This window comes from Candidatus Neomarinimicrobiota bacterium (assembly GCA_012964825.1).
Classification (GTDB): Bacteria; Fidelibacterota; Marinisomatia; order Marinisomatales; family S15-B10; genus UBA2125.
Genome location: DTTI01000042.1, coordinates 62,997 through 83,217, shown reverse-complemented (window position 1 = coordinate 83,217; position 20,221 = coordinate 62,997). Strand labels below are relative to the sequence as shown.

General features: G+C 49.2%; 15 protein-coding genes, 1 tRNA gene and 1 pseudogene. 2 read left to right on the top strand and 15 right to left on the bottom strand.

Translation table 11 applies throughout. The annotated features are described in order from the left end of the window. Positions 1 to 15: 15 nt before the first annotated feature. The 7 genes from EYO21_04805 to EYO21_04775 all read right to left on the bottom strand — a co-directional run bounded on the left by EYO21_04805 (position 16) and on the right by EYO21_04775 (position 7,082). Positions 16 to 540, bottom strand: a complete 525-nt coding sequence (locus EYO21_04805; GenBank protein ID HIB03128.1) for a hypothetical protein — start codon at positions 538 to 540, stop codon at positions 16 to 18. Positions 541 to 643: 103 nt separating this feature from the next. Beyond that, positions 644 to 1,498 carry a serine hydrolase gene (locus EYO21_04800; GenBank protein ID HIB03127.1) on the bottom strand — a complete coding sequence of 285 codons (855 nt, stop codon included), beginning with the start codon at positions 1,496 to 1,498 and terminating at the stop codon, positions 644 to 646. Positions 1,499 to 1,536: 38 nt separating this feature from the next. Beyond that, positions 1,537 to 2,388 carry a nucleotidyltransferase gene (locus EYO21_04795; GenBank protein HIB03126.1) on the bottom strand — a complete coding sequence of 284 codons (852 nt, stop codon included), beginning with the start codon at positions 2,386 to 2,388 and terminating at the stop codon, positions 1,537 to 1,539. Further along, on the bottom strand, positions 2,381 to 3,442 hold the full coding sequence (locus EYO21_04790) for a GHMP kinase (protein ID HIB03125.1): 1,062 nt from the start codon (positions 3,440 to 3,442) through the stop codon (positions 2,381 to 2,383). The genes EYO21_04795 and EYO21_04790 overlap by 8 nt, the downstream gene beginning before the upstream one ends. A 7-nt stretch (positions 3,443 to 3,449) precedes the next feature. Next, the gene (locus EYO21_04785; GenBank protein ID HIB03124.1) at positions 3,450 to 5,192 is read right to left on the bottom strand and encodes a Na+:solute symporter; all 1,743 of its coding nucleotides are present in this window, start codon (positions 5,190 to 5,192) and stop codon (positions 3,450 to 3,452) included. A 29-nt stretch (positions 5,193 to 5,221) separates the two neighbouring features. Then, a complete protein-coding gene (locus EYO21_04780) occupies positions 5,222 to 6,589 on the bottom strand; it encodes a Gfo/Idh/MocA family oxidoreductase (GenBank protein HIB03123.1) in 1,368 nt (455 codons plus the stop codon). Positions 6,590 to 6,641: 52 nt separating this feature from the next. Further along, positions 6,642 to 7,082, bottom strand: a complete 441-nt coding sequence (locus tag EYO21_04775) for a hypothetical protein (GenBank protein HIB03122.1) — start codon at positions 7,080 to 7,082, stop codon at positions 6,642 to 6,644. Positions 7,083 to 7,202: 120 nt separating this feature from the next. On the opposite strand from EYO21_04775, the gene EYO21_04770 reads away from it, so the two are divergent. Further along, positions 7,203 to 7,871, top strand: coding sequence for a hypothetical protein (locus EYO21_04770; protein ID HIB03121.1), 669 nt, complete (start codon positions 7,203 to 7,205; stop codon positions 7,869 to 7,871). A gap of 9 nt (positions 7,872 to 7,880) precedes the next feature. On the opposite strand, the gene EYO21_04765 is transcribed toward EYO21_04770, so the two are convergent. Both EYO21_04765 and EYO21_04760 read right to left on the bottom strand, forming a co-directional pair. Continuing rightward, a complete protein-coding gene (locus tag EYO21_04765) occupies positions 7,881 to 10,301 on the bottom strand; it encodes a S9 family peptidase (GenBank protein ID HIB03120.1) in 2,421 nt (806 codons plus the stop codon). Between the two features lie 20 nt (positions 10,302 to 10,321). Further along, positions 10,322 to 13,459: pseudogene (locus tag EYO21_04760) on the bottom strand (sialidase). 296 nt (positions 13,460 to 13,755) lie between these two features. Between EYO21_04760 and EYO21_04755 the strand changes: the two are divergent. Next, positions 13,756 to 14,745, top strand: coding sequence for a hypothetical protein (locus EYO21_04755; GenBank protein ID HIB03119.1), 990 nt, complete (start codon positions 13,756 to 13,758; stop codon positions 14,743 to 14,745). Positions 14,746 to 14,851: 106 nt separating this feature from the next. Here EYO21_04755 and EYO21_04750 read toward each other — a convergent pair whose 3' ends face one another. From EYO21_04750 to lipA, 6 genes are all read right to left on the bottom strand, one after another. Further along, entirely contained in the window at positions 14,852 to 15,355 is a 504-nt protein-coding gene (locus tag EYO21_04750) for an NYN domain-containing protein (protein HIB03118.1), read from the bottom strand. Positions 15,356 to 15,651: 296 nt separating this feature from the next. Then, on the bottom strand, positions 15,652 to 15,909 hold the full coding sequence (locus tag EYO21_04745; GenBank protein HIB03117.1) for a hypothetical protein: 258 nt from the start codon (positions 15,907 to 15,909) through the stop codon (positions 15,652 to 15,654). 176 nt (positions 15,910 to 16,085) lie between these two features. Beyond that, positions 16,086 to 16,160: transfer RNA gene (locus EYO21_04740), tRNA-Val, on the bottom strand. A gap of 4 nt (positions 16,161 to 16,164) precedes the next feature. Then, complete coding sequence (lon, locus tag EYO21_04735; GenBank protein HIB03116.1) at positions 16,165 to 18,597, bottom strand: endopeptidase La; 2,433 nt, start codon at positions 18,595 to 18,597, stop codon at positions 16,165 to 16,167. 108 nt (positions 18,598 to 18,705) lie between these two features. Further along, the gene (locus EYO21_04730; GenBank protein HIB03115.1) at positions 18,706 to 19,326 is read right to left on the bottom strand and encodes a hypothetical protein; all 621 of its coding nucleotides are present in this window, start codon (positions 19,324 to 19,326) and stop codon (positions 18,706 to 18,708) included. Beyond that, entirely contained in the window at positions 19,319 to 20,218 is a 900-nt protein-coding gene (gene lipA / locus EYO21_04725; protein ID HIB03114.1) for a lipoyl synthase, read from the bottom strand. The genes EYO21_04730 and lipA overlap by 8 nt, the downstream gene beginning before the upstream one ends. Between the last annotated feature and the right edge of the window lie 3 nt (positions 20,219 to 20,221).

Genomic DNA, 20,221 nt, shown 5'->3' with positions numbered 1-20,221 from the left:
GCCTGTTTTTAGAGTTTATCGTGAGCGAGCGAAACGGTAGGCTGGATCCTCATCAAAGAATTCCCCTATCTCCATCTGCTCATTCACAAACATTTCAAGGTCTTCCGTCTCAGAAAAAATGATAACCCCATCCTTCTCATTTCCCACCGCTTTAAGCTCAATCTGAGATGATCTGATTCTCTTTTCGACATCGCCCATTTTAAGTGAGAAAAGACTCATTTTATTTTCCGATAGAACTACTTTGAGCAGAACATATCCCGGGATCGTAACAAAGTCTTCCACCGATTTCTTTTCTGTAGGGCTCACGACAAGAAAGGCATCCTGACCGACGGCATAGTGCTTCAAGATTAGATGCGTAGTCTTATTCTCCTCCTCCATCACCATCGCTTGATAAATTCCTCCGCCTTCGTTGGAGATGTAAACTTCCATCTTTGATTTGCTGTCAATCCATGCACCCACGAGACGTGATTCTTGCTTCAGTGATTTATCCCCAAGCCATGGATAAATCGATCGGACGACGCAGCTTGAGATTAGAAGCATCAGAGAGGTGATAATCAGGCGTGAACGGACAGACAACATTGTTGCACTGAGTTTACTTAACGTCCAAGAGTGAGGCAACAGATCCTCATTTAATCCTAGCTCCTTACAGTTCCAAACGGGCGATCACTTCCCTTAATCCGTCGGCCACAATCTCTCCACGGTGATATCTGTAAACAGATTTACTAATCTTTACACCCGCGTCAACAGCAGAGTCGTGCTCGGCCCAGCCCCGTGTCAGAATCACAAGAACAAAAGGAGAGTCGTTCCTCGGCATAACAATGGCGGCGTCATGGGTAATGCCAGTGATCCACCCTGTCTTGTGGGCCACGGCGGTTCCGAGTGGCAAACCGGCGGGGATCATTTCATTGAATTCTTGGCGCTTGAGAATTCCGATCATTTCCTCTCGGGATTTGGCGCTAACGAGTTCAGATTCATAGACTGCTTTCATGGCCATCATCATGCCGTAAGCATCGGTCCGGTTGCTCAAACCTTGATCAAACGCTTTCAGGTCCTCCACACCCCTTATGACCGAGACGCCCTCGGCACCCACCTCTTTCAGGGTTGACATGACAGCTTCCGGATCCGCCAGCTCGATGAGAATATTGGTGGCCAGGTTGCTGCTGGTGGTGATCATGGCCTCAATAAGATCACGGATAGTCATATTATTACCCACATTCTCAATCAGTGTCTTGTCTTCATCCTCATCCAGGGGGATGGAGAAAGGAGTACCATCCACGATACTCTTAAACTCGTTTCGGACCACGAGGGAATCTTCCAAACTGAGCTCACCCTCATCATGCATGTAGTAGAGCTGAAACATTACAGGCGTTTTCATGGTGCTGGCAGCGTGGAAAACTGTTTTCCCATTGTGGAAGAATGTGGAGCCTGAACCGAGGTTCAGATAAGCCACACTGATCTCATGCTGTTCAGTGGGCGCCTTGTAACATCCCACCGCCATGATAACGATGAGAAGAGAAAGTGTGATGACCAGTCGTTTCAGCGGTTTGGAAAAATGAACGACTGAACCATTGAAATATCTTTCAAACTGGTAAGGTCAGGAACAGGCTCCGACAGCGGCACTGTAAACATGCCATCCGATTTCTCTTTAACAAGCATGCGGACCGTTTCCGTCAGTTCCTTTTCATTCCTTTCAGAGTGGAGCGGTGTCTCTCTCAGCAGAGGCAGCATGACATCGGTGTCCAATCTGAAAATGTTCATGCTGACGCCTACCCTTCCGTTTTTATCGGTGGCCTTCAGCACCTCCTCCTGACCGGGCTTCTCCACAATATCCGTTAGGTAACCATCGTCACTTTTCCAGATGACGGCGAAGGCGTTCACCCGTTCAGGTTCAACACCCAGGGAGTTCCTGTCGTAGTCAATGAGGGCGGAAAGGTGCTCATCTTTTAGCAGCAGGCTTAGGGCATAAACGGAATAGAGGTTATCACTGTTACAAACAGTGAACTTCTGCCCTTCCCAGTCCGGCTGGGCTTCCAGTCCAGACAGTACAGCATCGGCAGTCCCTAACGGTTTGGTCCGCCCCTCTGGGATTGTCTGCACCGCAAAGGAAAATGAAAGGCCCTCAAAATCGGGATCCCCGGCGTGAGCGGTGTAATAGTTGCGTACAGAATCATCTTTGTCATTTACAATGAGTAACACATCCCGGTAGCCGGCGTCCCGTGCGTTGAAGAGATGGTAGTCCAGGAACGGCCGGGAGTCCTCCCCCAATTCCAGCATCATTTTCGGCTTGGCCAGGGCCTTTTTCGCCAACTCAGAGCCCCCTTCCGCCTCCGCTGATTTCTTCATCCGGGAAGAGACACCCGCTGCCATGATCATCAGATTCCTATCCATCTTTTACCGACCCTTTATCCACATGAACAATATAGGACTTTCCTCCTGCTTCCTCGATAGCAGTGGCCACATTATCTGCGGCATTAGGCGCATAAGCGAACATACAACCACCGCCTCCTGAGCCATTGATCTTGCCACCGTATGCACCGGCCGCAATGGCCGCCTCCAGCATTGTTTCAACCTTGTCTGTTGAAACGCCAAGCGCATCTCGGAGAATGACGTGTTGCCGGTTCAACAGATCCCCCAGCCGTGCTCCGGCCACCTCTTTCTTTTGTAATAAATCCATCCCTTCAGAAGTGATATCCCTGTTGAGGAGGGTCTTAGTTAGAAGGGCCATCTCTTCTTCCGACAGACTCTCTATTTCGGCAACCTCATTGACCGTTGCTGTGTGAAGAGAAAAATCCCTGTTTTCTGCCTGTACTTTGGCAACCAGATCTATCACCCGCTCCTTCGATCGTGAAAGAACCGCCTGGGTATCTTTTTTCTCCAGTGAGTCACCCAGTACAAATGAACCCAACCAGCACGGCAATTTTTCCACAACCATTTCAGGCTCAGACGCGATATAGACAACACCACCCACCGCACTTGTGTAGTGATCCATCATACCTCCGGCTTCGTCGAATTCCTTTACTTCTGACCGGTATGCCAGATCCGCCAATACTCTCGGCTCCAAGTCCACCACTTGGTCACTCATGGCGGACAGAAAATTGATCCAAGACACCACCATGGCTGAGGAACTGGACGTCCCTGCCTGAACGGGAATATTCCCATTAACTACGCAGTCACAGCCGTTCGAAAAGGTAAATCCGTCTTTTCTAAGTGTATTGATGCCGCTTTTGAAATAATCAGCCGCTTTCGTGTAGGTAAGGTCACCTTTCATGGAAAATGTCTCTTTCCCGCCCACATCAGGTAGGTCGACATTTACAGTCATGTCCCCCCGGGTTTGACCCTCTATAGTGACACGCAGCGAAATGGCGGCGGCGATGACAGGTAGGCCAAGGTAATCCTGGTGTTCGCCGAAAAGGCAAATACGGCCAGGGGAAGAAACGATCATTTTTTCGTTATCTCCAAGTCTTAAAGAGCCCAAATGCTGCCGCCGCTCCCACACCAAAGATGGTAACAGAAAGAAAAACGTTTCCGTAAATCATATAGCCTGTTCCGAACAGGAATGCATAAATGGCCACACACCCCAGCGCCATTGAGAGAATCCCTCTGGGTACCGGCCATTCTCCGCCCGTACTCTTTTCGAACTGTGCCCATCCTGGTCCGCCGGGATTGATCTTACTGACAAAACTGGTAAGTACTGATTCACTGGTAGGCCGGGATAGAAATGTGGCCGATACCCAAGCCAATGTGGTAATACCTACACCCGCCACTAGCTGCTGCCAGTCGCCCAGTGGACCAAAGCCTGTAGATTGATGAATGAAACGGAAGTAGATCGCCACCCCGAATGAGACTGTCATAGCTGTGATTTCGCTGATGGCATTAATACGCCACCAGAACCAACGGAGAATAAATAACAACCCTGTACCGGCACCGATCTGAAGCATGATCCAGAAACTTTCCAGCGCAGTCTCCAGCCAGAGCGCAAGTGCACCGGCGCAGACCATAAGTATAACGGTGGAAACACGCCCCATGAGGACCAACTCCTTCTCCGGTGCAGCAGGTCGGTAAAACCGTTTATAAACGTCGTGAACCAGGTAAGATGCTCCCCAGTTAAGATGTGTTGAGATGGTAGACATGTAGGCGGCGATGAGAGAAGAGACCACCAGTCCCATCAGGCCCGCCGGTAGGAAAGTGAGCATGGCGGGATAGCCGAGATCGTGGTTCACAATGCCCGCTGCGTCAGGAAAGGCTACGCGAAGGTCATCCAGTTCAGGAAAGACGATGAGTGAACAGAGTGCAACAATTATCCACGGCCACGGCCGGAGGGCATAATGAGCCGCATTAAACAGAAAAACTGCACCCACCGCATTATTCTCATCTTTCGCCGCCAGCATACGCTGGGCGATATATCCCCCGCCCCCGGGCTCAGCGCCTGGATACCAGACACTCCACCATTGAACCGCCAGCGGTATAATGAACACAGCCATGGCGTGGGTCGGATCGGAAAAATCAGGGATAAGATCAAGTTTATCCGCCACATTTTTGTGGGTCAAGAGCCCAGTAAGGCCTCCCACTTCCGGCAGCCGCAACGCCACCACGGCGGCACTGACGCCCCCTACCATAGCCATGGCGAACTGGATCATATCTGTGATGAGAACACCGCGCAGGCCGCCCAAGGAACTGTAAATCACCGTCACCGTGCCGGCAATGAGAATAGTCTGAATAGGTGACAGACCCAGAAGAACAGCACCGATCTTCACCGCCGCCAGTGAGACCGATGCCATAATGACCACATTGAAGAAAAAACCGAGATAGACAGCCCGGAACCCACGGAGAAAGGCAGCAGGTTTACCGCTGTACCTCAGTTCGTAAAACTCAATGTCCGTCAGAACGCCGGATCGTTTCCACAACCGGGCGTAGACAAAGACGGTTAGCATTCCCGTCAATAGAAAGGACCACCAGATCCAGTTGCCGGCCACACCATCCCGGCGGACGATATCGGTCACCAAATTCGGTGTGTCCGTGGAGAAAGTGGTAGCCACCATGGAGATGCCCAGAAGCCACCACGGCATTTGCTTCCCGGCAGCAAAAAACTCTGTAGAATCCTGGCCGGCCCGCCGCGTTACGGCGATGCCAATGGCGAGACTTATGAGAAAATAAAGAACAATGAACGACCAATCCAGCGAGGAAAGAAGCATATCACTCCGAGGTTAATCCTGAAGAGAGTTTAATACTCGTCGTTCAGGGCGAAAATAGGTTTATTTGTTTTCCATTTTCCCCGGGTAAAGTCGGGAAATTTCACTGAAGCGCTCCCCCTATCGATGGATTTCTCGGAGAGGGGGCTGATGACACTCATGGAAACGGCATCATAGACGTCAATGGGTGGCGATACACCCCGCTTGATGGATTCCAAAAACGCACGGACGATGAAAAAGTCCATGCCGCCGTGGCCGGCGCCGGTGGCTTCATCCTCAAACCGCTTCCAGACGGGATGGTCATACTTCTTTAGGTAAGGCTCATCCGGTTCCCACCGATGATCTTCGGGACTTACCCCTTCTATGTAAATGGAGTTGTTGTCCTTCATCCAGAGCCCCCGAGTTCCCTGAACACGGAAATTGAGAGAGTAAGGTCGCGGGGAGTTTGTATCATGGCTCAGAATGACCGTCTGGCCATTGGCGCACTTGATGACCGTGGTAACAATATCGCCCAGCCGAAATTTTACCGATGCATTGGGATGGTCCGGGCCGGCTTGATCAACGATATATTTATGGAGGCCCCTGGTTTGAGTCGCCGTGGAGGTAAGATGGACAAATCGGTTTCCACGGTTAATATCCAGCATGGTGCTCACCGGACCCACACCGTGGGTGGGATAGAGATCACCGTTTCGATCAACGGAGTTCTGTGTACGCCATTTGGCCTCGCTGAATCCCTTTTCACCAAATTCCACGCCGTTACCATAGGGCCCTTGACCATCGTTGAACTTTACGTGGCGAAGATCGTGTTGATAACCGCCCTGACAGTGCAAAAGTTCACCGAAAATCCCCTTTCGAACCATGTTAAGGACAGCGATCACATCCCGTCGGTAACATACATTCTCGAGAATCATGCAAAATTGACCCGTTTTTTCTGAGGTACGAACAAGATCCCAGCATTCACTCTCAGTAAGGCCGGCAGGTACCTCCACACCTACATGCTTCCCAGTCTCCATGGCAGCAACGGCCATGGAGGCGTGCCAGTGCCACGGGGTGGCAATAATCACCCCATCCAAATCCTCCTTTTGCAGGAGGTTTTGATAATCCTTCTCCCCATTTTTATAGATTTTCGGATGCGGGCGTTCAGCTTCATCATAAACAGACAATGCCATACCAATCATCTGTTCATCAATATCGCAAATGACGGGAATCTCCACATCCTCTCTTTTCAGCGCCAACTTGATATGCCACTGGCCCCTGAGACCAGTACCAATGACGCCGATTCTCATTTTACTTTTCATGGTAGAACTACCCAATGCAACTTTGGGCAAAACTGCGACCGCCACACCAGAGATAGCGACACTTTTCATGAATTCTCGGCGATTCACATTTTTTTCACTCATGTTAACTTTCCTTTCCAATAAATTTTATACACTCTTTGTGAACACATTTTGTTTAGTTTCCGTTCAGCTTCAGAAATAGGACTATACCGAAGGCTGCTCCAAAAAGATTTGCTGTCAGGTCTTTCCAGCAGAAATGATTATTGAGCTGTTTGGCATCAGCAAATTCCTTTCCAACACCAATAGAAAACATGGTTGACGATCCCACAGCAGAAGCATCACCGGAATCGTTGTCAACCACAGCTAAACAGGCTTGCGACAAGAAGAGAGTTCCCAGAAGGCTTGCCGTAAAATGGTGAAACTTGTCCTCGGAGACCCAGGAATCATTAAAATTCATATTCTGTGTATATTTTACACTTTTTGTTGAATCACCGTACAATCCCTTTTGTTCTGTATAATGTTTTTCGCCAAAAAGGGAAGAAGACAGGATTATTACAAATAAAGCTACTTTGTAATTCCTCCAAAAAGGAAATTGTCTGTTTTCAACACTGCTCATTCGTCATAATGTAATTTAAGTTCTTCCCTTGGACAACGTTTCGCAGCACTGTTTGAAATTGGGCGTGCTTGATCTTATTTTCTATCGCTGGGGAAAGAGCTTCATCTCAAAAAAATCAAAATGACATCCCAAATCACTATCAGCCCTTCTATTCCGCAAAGAAATCGAAAGATCCTTCCAATAATTGCGCGGATATTGCTCCGACTATCCAAGTGGCGTGTTACCGGAGTTGTACCCGATGAACCGAAAATAATTGTAATTGGTGCTCCCCACTCCTCAATGATAGATGGTTATTATGTGATGCTGGCTGTACTCTCACTGGATGTCAAAGTAAAGTTTTTAGCAGCGGTGTGGACATTTTCCCGGCTACCCATCCTTGACAGCCTTTTCCCCAGTTCTCACAACAATCCTGACGTATACGGCGTCCGGTGGCCGCTCGGTTGGCTTCAGGGCATTTTGATGAGACGACTAGGCGGGATTCCTGTTGAAAGATCTTCGGCAGCAGGTGCTGTGGACAAGCTTGTAGCAACAATCAACGAAATGGAGAAAATAGTTCTTATGCTTGCTCCAGAAGGGGGAACAGAACCTTCCGAGAAGTTCAAATCCGGCTTTTATGTACTGAGCTCCAAACTGGATCTTCCCATTCTCCCTATTCAATTCGACTACAAGAATCGCCGTTTTAATCTTTTGGAACCGTTTTACACCACCGGTAACAGAGAAAAAGATATGGCGGACATCAGACAGCTTTTCCACGGTATCGAAGGCAAAAACCACACCTTCATAGCTTGACAGGCGACTCTATTTCAGATAGGTGTCCAGCCAGACGGCCGTCTCCCACAGTGAATGCATGACCGATTCCCTGGCCCGGTAACCGTGACTCTCGTGAGGAAGCATCACTAACCGTACGGTGGCGCCGTGCCCTTTCAGGGCGTGGTAGAATCGTCTGCTCTGAATGGGAAATGTTCCTGAGTTGTTATCGGCCTCACCGTGAATCATCAATAACGGTTCGTTCACTTTTTGCGCATGCATGAAGGGTGACATGGCAAAGTAGATTTCCGGTGCCTCCCAGAAGGTCCTCTCCTCCGCCTGGAAGCCGAAAGGTGTGAGTGACCTGTTGTAGGCGCCGCTCCGGGCGATTCCCGTCCTAAAAATATCGGAATGGGCAAGTAGGTTGGCCGTCATAAAGGCACCGTAGGAGTGACCGGAGATGGCCACCCGATCCCTGTCCGCCACGCCCCTGCTCACCATATAGTCAACCGCACCCTGGGCACTGGCCACCAGTTGTTCAACAAAACCATCATTGGGCTGGGCATCTCCCTCCCCAACGATGGGCATAGTGGCGTTGAAAAGCACCCCGTAACCGTGAACCAGCATGGCCAGGACCGACGTGGAACTAGAGGTTGGGTTGATCCTCACAAATCTGTAAGGAGAGCCAGTCACCTGGGAGGCCGCTTTCGAGGTTTTGAACTCCCGGGGGTAGGCCCAGACAATCATGGGGACGGGGCCATCTTCAGGAGTGTGTCCCGGAGGCAAATAGAGAGTCGCCGTTAGGTCCACACCATCACTTCGTTTGTATTTGACCAACTCTTTGTAGACACCCTTCATCTGGGGATAAGGATGAGGAAAATCTGTCATTTGATCAACACTGCCTGTTTTAAGATTCCTGACAAAGACATTGGGCTGGTCGTCCATGGATTCACGGATAGTGATAATAACAGAATTATCCACATCCAGAATGGCCACGGGGCGTTCATAATAGGGTGATTCTGACCGGAACAACCGAGTTGTATTTCCCGATTCTATATTGAGTTCATCCAGGAAGGGGCGGTCTCCCTCAGGCGAGGCGCCGTTTCCTGTAAGATAGATGGTTTTATCGTTATTTCCGGTAAGGAGGACATAAGCACCATTATTGTTCATTTTCGTTACAGGTGAGCCCGGATCACTGTACCTGTCCTCGTAGAGCCGGTCGAAGACCAGCTTAAGTGATTTACTTGGGCTGTTCGGGGTGACTGCCCAGGTCTTGGTCTTTCGGCTGCTCCATTCCCGGGTGGTGACCAGGGCTAAATCGCCCGTTCCCCAGAGAATGTAACTGTATCTCAGATCGAGATCCACCAGGGTCGTTGGGTTACCAGAAAAGGGTGCCGGGTGAATAAAAATCCTATCTCGAACTTTCGCTTCCGCTCGAGGATCACCGCCGTCCTGGGCTTCCGTCCAGTAAAGGGTGGCCGGCGCGTCGGAACGCCACCCGTAGGACCGGGGTCCCGTAGGGACGGCACCGAAACCCAGGGGCAGCTGCTCCGCAAGGGGCATATCCGTGGCAGTATGAACGACTTTTCCACTCAGGTCCCACACCTCCACAAGGGTGGGAAACCTGTAAACGGGCACCAGGTAGGAGTACGGCCTGTGAACCGTCTCCACCAGCAGCATCTTACCGTTTGGGGTAGGCTCGGCCCGGCGAATGATGGCCGGCTTACCCAAGTTTGTCACTTTCCCCTTCACCGTTACATGGACAACCTGCGAGGTGAGATAATGATCAAACAGCGTCTCATCATGGGGAGATTTTAACAGATCCTGGTAGGTTCTGGCCGGCGCCTTTTCGCCCAGGTTCTCCTGGACCACGGGGCCTTTCGGCACCGTACTCTCAGCTGGGGCCGGGCCTCGTCCAGCCGGAACTGTGAGAGCCACCAATCCTTTATTGTCAGACAGCCACCTGAACGGCGTACCGTATGTGTCATTCAATGAATTTTTCATCGCCTGTTTCGCTTTCCCTCTTTTGGTGTCGGCGATCCAAAGTGAAATGTTTTCATTTGAGGTGACGGCGAATGCCAATTGCTTACCGTCAGGTGACCAGGAGACTCTGGAAATTATCGGGTTGGCGGGCAGTCTGGTAACTTTTACCTCCTTACCTCCCATGACGGGCCTGATGGATAGGCCAATGTAGTGACTGCTCCGACTACGGCCGTTTGTCCGTGGGTTAATTCTTAGCCCAGCGATTCTTAGCTCCGGCTGGGACAATTCATCAATGCCGGGCATAGCTGGTCGCTCCATAAAAACAACCTGCTCCTTTGATGGACTTAACATAGTGTTGGGAGTCAAAGGAGCGTTCACCAAGTCCGCAATAGCCTTCGGAGGTGTCTGGTAGGTGAGGGGTTCCTGGGCATAAGACCACCCTCCGAAAAAAACCACCAGTATTGAAAAAACTGTTTTTTGGGTTCTCATTTTGAATAATCCTCCACTTTTTATTGCTGCTGAGAACTTGGCACAACCACGCCGCCTTTATCACGGCTGGCAGCCAGTCGGTTGAAGTCAGCCACATCTTTTTCTATCAGCCTGTTGAATTCAGACTGATACTGATCTACTCGTCCCTTGAGCACTTTATACACTTCCTCCTGTTGCCTATTCGGCGAAAAATCGACGGAGCCGGGATGAAATCCATCTCCGCTGGCCAGATCTCCCGTAAGAACAGAAAGTTTGCTGTAGAGCTTATTGGTATATCTGAATGACTTTGAGTCACCCTCAGCGAGAACCGGCTGGAATACTTTGTCTTCCAGTTCCTGTAGTTTTTTATTAAGAGCGTCCCCCTTTTCAACAATATCCATGCTCGTTTCATCGCCTTTCATAACAGCCTTCAGATCTTCGATCTGACGCTTCATCCATTCGATATTGCTGATCATATCCGAAACAGTGTTGAGGTCTTGACGAATCCGGAGTAGAAGTGCCACCTGATCATTAATGTCAGCCAGGGTCCCTTCCGACCGGGGGTCCTTGAGGACCTCGAGATCGGTTGTCAGTTCGGTCTCTTCGACCATCAGCTTGACAGAATAAATTCCCGGGGCCACCATGAATCCTCGGAAACCGGCGTAAGTTCCCCAGCTCCGGATAGGATACCACCCTTCCCGCTCCCAGGTTTTCCTGAAGCGCTTTTCTTCAACCAGATGAGGATTGTGTGGCGGTTTGGTCCGAAGTTTGGCCTCCCTTGCTCCCTCGTATCTCAAATTCCACGCTACACGATTGATCCCCTTTTTCTTGGTCCCCTTCAGAGATCTCACAATGTCTCCATTATTATCCAAGATTGCGATATTAACATCTCCCTCAGGCTCATCTTTTAGGTAATAATTGATCAGGGCACGGGCATTGGGACGTGGACCGTTTCTCAAGGGATGCATGCGGTATGCCTGCCGGAGATCAAACAGGTGAACATTCCTTGCCAGAACTTTCTCATTCAGCTGTCTCAGCGGTGTCACATCATCAAGTATCCAGAAACCCCGGCCGTAGGTGGCTACCACCAGATCATTGAAGTGCTCCTGGGTGACCATGTGGTGTACCGGTGCATAGGGCAGGTTATTCTGAAGCGGCAGCCAGTTCTTGCCGTCATCAAAAGAGACGTAGATAGCATTTTCCGTCCCCACATAGAGCATCCCTTTCCGGACGGGATCTTCATGAATCCAATGTGCATAGCTGAAAACACTTTTCGGTATACCGTTGCTGATGGACCGCCATCTTTTTCCGTAATTGGTCGTTTTGTAGATGTAAGGATTGCGGTCGTTCATCTGGTGAAAATCTACGGTGATGTAGGCTGTACCGGCATTGTGGGGTGACGGCTCAATGTTGCTGATGGTTCCCCACTCAGGAAGGCTGGGGATATTTTTTGTAACGTTCGTCCACTTCTTGCCGCCGTCCCGGGTCACATGGACAAGACCATCGTTCGTGCCGGCCCAGACAACACCGGGCTCCACTCGGGATTCAGCAATGGCGAATACCACACAAGCATATTCCACACCGATATTGTCTTTAGTAAGTCCGCCGGAGGGACCCATTCGACTCATGTCGTTGGTACTTAGATCAGGAGAAATGATCTCCCAGCTTTCACCTCCGTCCGTCGTTTGATGGACAAATTGACTACCCACATAGACCTTGTTATTGTCATGGGGAGAAATGGTAATAGGGAACGTCCAATTGAAACGATATTTCGCCTCACTGGCAGAGGCACCGTATGACGATTCAGGCCACACCCTTACCGTTCGTTCGTGCCCAGTGCTATAGTTCACTTTTGAGAAGTTGGAACTGAAGCTCCCACCCCAGACAATGTTAGGATTCACAGGATCGGGGACAATAAACCCACATTCACCTCCGGCTGTGTTCTCCCATTCACTGCTTACAAAACCCCATCCGCCGCGGCCAGGAGCAGCAGTGCTAGGTCCTCTGTAACCGGAGCCGTCCTGCATCCCACCGTAAACGTAGTAGGGAATCTGAGTGTCCACCGCCACGTGGTACATCTGGGCGATAGGCAGCCGGATCCGCTCCCAGGTCTCACCGTGGTTGTTGCTGATGACAATACCGCCGTCGTCAGAAAGGATTATCCGGTCGGGATTAAGAGGATCCACCCACTGATCATGCGTATCGCCGCTCCACCCTGACCGCTCACTGGTCAGTCCCCCGTCATAGGTGACGCTGTGACTGTTGGCGGCAAAATAAACCTCATTTTCACTGGCCGAAGAGACAACAATACGGGAGGCGTAGTGAGGCCTTTCATTCAAGATGCGGTCATAGCTCACCAACCGCCATGAGTCACCGCTGTTATTGGAGCGCCACAGAACGCCCCTATTGGGAGAACCTGTTTCAATAAGTGCATAAACCACATCCGGATTAGTTGGTGCAATGGCAAGACCCACTTTGCCAATGGGCGGCTTAGGAAGACCCTTTTCCAGCCTTTTCCAGGTCGATCCGCCATCAGTGGAACGCCAAACGCCGCCGTTGGGACCACCACTCTCCCTGCCCCAGGTCTTGATAACGATGGGCCACATTCCCGCAAAGAGTATCCGGGGATTATCCATATTCATGGCGATCTCGAAACAACCGGTGTCCTCATCCACAAAAAGGACATGCTCCCACGTTTTTCCTCCATCTTTAGTGCGGAAAACGCCCCTTTCCTTCTGAGGCCCATATCCGTGTCCCACGGCTGCTACGAAAACAATGTCGGGATTCCTTGGATCGATGACCACCCGGCCGATCCTGCCAGTTTTTTCCAGCCCCATGTGGTTCCAGGTTTTACCACCGTCCGTTGATTTATATACACCATTTCCTATAGAGACGTTACTCCTGATAAAGGCCTCTCCCGTACCGGCCCAAATGACGTGGGGGTCAGACGGCGCTATAGCCAAAGCACCAATTGACTGTGCCGGCTGATCATCGAATAGTGGTTCCCAGTTCCGTCCACCGTCTTCAGTTTTCCAGACCCCTCCAGAAGAGGCACCAACGTAATAGGTCAACGGGTCACCGGGAACTCCCACCACAGCGGATGTCCTGTTACCCGGGGGCCCGATATACCTGTAGTCTAGGTTTTGATAAACATCTGGTGTAATTATCTGGGCAAAGGAAAAGCCCGAAAGGGAAAGAAGACCCCAAGAAAGAACTCTGAAACCTATAGGCCGTCTGAAAGTAAAAAAAGTACGCATGCTGCTACTCCTATGAATAAGCATTAAAGCAATTCTTTTCCCGGTAAACTTCACCGAATTAATCCTTGAAAGAATCGATGATTTTGAACTCGATCGGCTTCCGGAGGATACACCAGGCTGTGATTAATAAGCAAGCCTTTCTATCGTAATAAAGCCGGCGTATATTTAACCTTTTCCAGCCCCAGGACGTCTAAAGGGCAAAACAGTAAGGAGAAAACATGAAACGGCAATTTGTAACTTTCTCACTTGTAGCAGCAGTTGCAATCTTCCTCGCTGGCTGCGAGAACCCTTTTGCGCACAATGATGAAATTCAGCTCGATTCGCCTGAGCTGGAAATGTTTTCCAGTGAACTGGAAAATGATTTAAATCTGTCTGACAACAGTATCAAGAACCTCCGTTCTGCCCTGAGCAGGCACGGCAGGGGCGGCGAAAGAGACAGGGATCCCGGTTTCCTATGGAAACTGGCCGCTGAGCTTCAGCAGACACTGACTGAGGAAGAGAAAAATAAGATCTTTTCCAGACTCGAAGATGCGAAGGAAAAGGGGAAAGATAGAGGCGTTGGTCGTGATAAAGATTCTGATAGAGGTCGGGGCAAAGATGATGACAAAGACCGGAAGGGAAAAGATCGGGGCGCCCTGAGGGCTATATACTCTGTTCTCACGGAAGACCAGAAACCTGAATTCGACGCCATTATGGAAGAATTCAAAGCGGGCATGGACGCCCTTTTTGCCAGTATCAAGGCCGGCGAGGTTACCCGGGAAGAAGCGAAAGCGGAAATTGAGTCAATGGAAGAGGCTATGAAGGCCGCCATTGATGCCCTGTTAACAGATGACCAAAAAGCACAGCTGGAGCAGATGAAAGCGGACCGGGAAGCAGAATTGAAAGCCTACATGGAAGCCGTCCGCCAGGCAAAGACCGAAGCTCTCGGACTTACCGATGATCAGATTGCCGCTTTAGATGCCGCCAGGGAAAGCATGAAAGCTGAACTGGAAGCCCTAAAGGCCCAGGTTGAATCCGGTGAATTGGAAAAAGAACAAGCCGGTGAGGCTGCAAAGGCCATTTTCGAGGCCAATAAAGCTGTGATGGGAAATATCCTAACCACCACACAGCTGGAGATCATCAAAATTCATGAGTACCTCGAAATGAGATGGCGGCATAGTAAAGAAAGAGGCGGCAAAAACGGAGAAAGAGGAGGCCGAGGCGGATAAACCTGAATAATCTTTAAACGACACAAAAAAGGGCGATCAAATCGCCCTTTTTTGTGTGATAGTAGTGGGTATTCTATACTTATTCAGGAAATACTAATTACTTTATTTACTTTTTATTATATACCGCTTTTTTTGATCCTTTGTAAACAAACCAATCATCACTTTTAATTTCGTGATAATGATCAGATTCATCTAATAATATTTTAGCTGTAGTTTTTCTTACCGAAGCAATTTCAACTCTTACTCCTTCTGCTTTCAAATGAATAACCAACTCAACAAAGTCTGAATCACCTGACATGATTATTATTGTATCAACCTTAGAAGCTAATTGAGTAGCTTTAATTGTAAGTGGGATATCAGCAGATTTATGACAAGGAACTACTGATCCATAATAATTTTCATGAAGACGATCAGCAAATTTTTCAGATATAGATTTCCCTTCACGAAAATAGATTAGCCTGTTTAAACCCCTTCCATTTAAGAGCTTAGGTATAAGTGTATCAAAGTTAATCATAGCATTTGTCAATTTTGACATTTCATGAATACTTCGCTCAATATTGTTTCCATCACATAAAATAGCAACGGACTGGTTAATAATTAATTCAGTCATTTTTATTTTCTTCTTCTTTTGGTTCGGTTATTTTTTCTTTTATAAATAGTTTTTGAATTAAAAGTATGAAGTGGTCTCTCCTTTGCAGTTTCAATCAACAAAGGAATTCCTTAATAATTTTTCTTTTTGTAGACTTAATCAGTTGAGTTTCATATTTACCTTCAATCTCAAAAAAGGGGGAAATTTTCAGTAAATCAATATGGCCAATACAGCATCTCTAGATTTTAAACAATTATAAATCAACTCAATTAGACTCCTGGGATTTATTTTGTTTTTAAATCCCACATTAAGGTTAATTAGTCTGCAACTTTGTACACTTTGTCTCTTTTCCGGACTTTCTTCTTGAGTTTGAGACCTAAACTGTCTTTCTTTTTCACTTTGTCCACACTTTCATGATCGATCTGCATAGATGAAACTATCTCAGTAATATCTGTGGTATTGCCCTTAAAATGTACAGTATCACCTGTTTTCAAAGTACCTTTTGTCATTTCTATAATTGCTACTGATATGTTCCCCATGAAGTTGGAAACATAGCCGATTTCCTGCTCTTTCATCTTATCCTCCCTAGTTTGGACTTTCCGAGGTTCCCCTTGTAAATGTGTTTGTGAAACATAATCGAACTTAACTTTCTAAACTTACGGCTTGTGAGCTAGAATTAGGATCAGTTTTGAATAGAGTCAGCAGAGAGCTCCGCGCTAGGTGGAATAATGAAATAATATATCAAGGAGCGTGGACGCTACTGGATTCGAACCAGTGACCCCCGCCTTGTAAGGGCGATGCTCTGAACCAGCTGAGCTAAGCGTCCAAATTTAAGCTTCTGCCACTTGCGTGGCTGTGGCGGAAGGCCGCCTCTTTCTCCGTTTTACTAGTTGTGTCGGAAAAGCGTGTTTGATCACCTCGCTCAGATCTTTGACGAAGTGGAACTTTATATCCTTAACCACCTTTTCAGGTATTTCTTCCAAATCCTTCTGATTGAAGTGAGGCAGGATTATTTCTCGTATTCCAGAACGGTGTGCCGCTGTCACCTTTTCACGGATACCACCTACAGGTAATACTACCCCACGGAGCGTGATCTCCCCGGTCATGGCGAGTATATTCTTAACGGGCTGTTTTGTAAGAAGAGAAAGGATGGCAATGAAAATTGCTGTTCCTGCCGAAGGACCGTCCTTTGGAATGGCACCGGCCGGAACATGGACGTGAATGTCAGTTGTCTCATGAAACTTGGGATCGAGTCCCAGTTGTTGCGCATTAGCCCGCACGTACGACAGGGCCGCAGTAGCCGATTCTTTCATGACATCACCCAACTTTCCTGTGAGTGTAAGGCCGCCCTTTCCGGGCATCTTAGATGCTTCAATAAAAAGAATATCGCCTCCGACAGAAGTCCAGGCGAGGCCAATAACAACACCCGCTTTTTTCATCCTCTCGGCCATCTCAGCGTAGAACCGTGGTGCACCGAGATATTTCTCCACAGCCGACTTAGTAATTTTCACAGATTTGGTCATCCCGTCCGCCCGTTTCCGGGCCACCTTGCGAAAGACGTTGGAAATTTCCCGCTCCAGATTACGGACACCCGCCTCTCGGGTATAAGATCGGATCAGCTCCTTGATTCCCGCTTCAGTGAAGCTGCAATCGCTTTTACTGAGAGCGTTCTCCTCCAACTGCTTTGGGATAAGATACTGTCGTGCAATCTGAATCTTCTCCTGTTCGATATAGCCGGAAAATTCGAGAATCTCCATCCTGTCACGAAGTGCCGGGATAATGGGGTCCTGCAAGTTCGCAGTGGAGATGAACATCACATTACTCAGATCAAACGGTACCTCAAGGTAGTGGTCACTAAAGGAGAAGTTCTGTTCCGGATCTAGCACTTCCAAAAGCGCCGATGAAGGATCACCGCGGAAGTCGGCCCCCACTTTGTCGATTTCATCCAGCATAAATATGGGGTTATTCGTCCCCGCTCTTTTAAGGCTCTGGATGATCCTTCCGGGCAGTGCACCAATGTAGGTCCGACGGTGGCCGCGGATTTCAGCTTCATCCCGGACGCCGCCGAGGGAAATTCTCACAAATTCACGCCCCATGGAACGAGCAATGGACCGGCCAAGAGATGTTTTTCCAACCCCTGGAGGGCCTACAAAACAGAGGATAGGACCTTTGACGCGGCCGTCATCAGTCTTTTCTTTTTTCAGCTTTCGGACAGCCAAGTATTCAACGATTCGCTCTTTCACATCGTCCAAACCATAGTGATCGTCATCGAGGATCTTTTTCGCCTCCTTCGTATCAACACGATCCTTCGTGGATGTGCTCCACGGGACCTCCAGCAACCAGTCCAAATATGTCCTGGAAACGGAATACTCAGGTGATTGTGGCGGTATCTTGCTGAGGCGATCCAGCTCTTTCATGGCGACTTTTTCCGCTTCTTCACTCATTTTCGCATCTTTGATCTTCTCTTCTAGTTCCGTCAGTTCTGCCGTTTCATCCTCTTCTCCCAATTCTCGACGGATGGCTTTGAGTTGTTCGCGGAGGTAGTACTCCCGCTGAGATTTGGATATTTCATCTTGAACTTCCGTCTGGATCTTTTCACCAAGGTTGATTCGCTGAATTTCCCTGTTTAACAAAAGCGTCGCTTTTTCCAGACGTTCCTTCACATCCATCTCTTCGAGAATTTCCTGCTTCTCCAAGGTAGGGATGGTCACCAGCGAAATAACTCTGTCGGCCAGCCGTCCTGGTTTTGAAATGGAGCTGAGGACGCCTGAATGTTCTTCGGTGAGGTAAGGTGCCACCTTCACCAGATCTTGAAATACGTTTCGAATGGACTTAGACATGGCCTCCGATTCTATCCCCTCGATCTCCGTGTCTTCCACACGTTGAATAGCCGCCTTGAAATAAGGCTCTTGCTGAATGAACGACAGCACCTTTACACGATCCACACCCTGAATAATGGCTGATTTGCTGTTATCCGGCATGTCAAAAACTTTCAACACCATGGCCAGAGTACCCCATTCATAGAGTTCATCGGTTCCGGGATTTTCCAGTGCACCATCCTGCTGTGCCACCACAACAATCATTTTCTTTCCAGTGGGGAGATCCTCAATAAGCTTGAGCGATCGGTCACGGCCGATATAGGTGGGAATTACCTGCTGAGGGAAAAGAACGGTGTTTCGGAGGGGCATCACCGGATAAGTTTCCGGTGATCCGCTTACTGTTCCGTTGTTTTCGATGCTCTCTGTTGCCTTCTTAACTGTCATGGCACATTCCTTTCATTACAATTTACGGACATAAAAAGGGAGAGCAAAGAGTGTGCCACGACCACTCAATAGCAACATTTGTCAGAAAATAATGCCAAAATGTCTGTTTTATTGAGTTAGAGCACGAAGATTCCCGATGAACTCGCCGAAACTGGTGGCCCACCGTTCCACTGTCTTTTCTGGACCCACCAGTTTAAAATAGTAAACATCGGACACTCCCACCACAATAGCCGCCAAAAGGCGATAGTTTTTTTTCTCCACCGGTTGAGACATGGGCATGCCACCTCCCGTGAATGTCCCAGTAAGGTCAGCGATGGTCGCGGACATACCGTCAACGGAAAATTCCTGTACCCGGGCCTTCTCCTGAGAGTCAGAGCCGTCGGGCTGGCTGAATTGACCGAACCAGCGGCTGAGGTTATCCTGAATACTTCCCCCGATGCTTGAAAAGACCGCCAGTTCTGCATCATCAACGACTCCCTCAATGGAAGGAAGTCGAAACTGTGTCAACCGCATGGAGGAAGATGGCGCTTCCCGGATCCACCCTTCATTAACCCTTGCCGTCAACTCACCAATCCGCACTCTCGAACTGGCCATTGCGGAAACCGGTTGGGCCGGTGCCGGTTGTGGTGCCAAAGATGGGGAAGGTGCCGAGAGGGAATTGATCAACCAGGCCATGGCGATCCCCCCGGCAAGAATGATACCGTATGTAAAAAGCTTCTGTTCAGACACGGGTGGTTATGGTACTCATGGTAGCCTGTTCATCGGCATGATATGAGCTTCTAACGAGGGGACCCGCCTCCACCCAGCTGAAGCCCATCTCCAGACCCGTTTTTCTGTAAACATCAAATTCATCAGGATGAACGTAGCGTTCCACAGGATGATGCTCTTTTGTGGGCTGAAGGTATTGCCCAATCGCCAGAATATCACAACCCGTCTGAGCAATATCTTCCATAAGGGCAAAGATTTCCTCAGCTTGTTCACCGAGGCCCAGCATGATCGCCGTCTTGGTTCTGAGACCAAACCCTTTTGATTTCTTCAAGACGGACAGTGACCATTCATATTTTGCCTGCGGTCTTACGATACTGTACATCCGCGGTACCGTCTCCATATTGTGCCCAAGGATTGTAGGCCTCGCCTCAAAAACAGTCTGGAGTGGCCAGTCCTCATTGCGCATATCAGGAATCAGCACTTCCACACTGCAATGGGGATTGACGCGGCGGATCAATCTGATGGTCTCGGCCCAGATAGCGGCACCGCTATCCGGTAGTTCGTCCCGATTGACGGATGTGACGACACAGTGTTTCAACCCCATCTGTTTAACAGCCAAGGCGGTGCGGCGTGGTTCATCCGGATCATCCCAGATCGGCTTACCGGTGATGACGCTGCAAAAACCGCAGGAACGAGTACAGACGTCACCCAAGATCATTAGTGTGGCTGAACGACGCTCCCAGCATTCGTAAATATTGGGACAGAGCGCCTCTTCACAAACGGTGTTGAGGTTGCCCTGTTTCACCATCTGCTTCAACTCCTTGAAATTCTCACCCGTTCTGACCTGCGTCTTCAACCAGTACGGTTTTCGGCTGTTGGCAATGGACTTTGGTTGGGTGATAAAATTTGACATCAG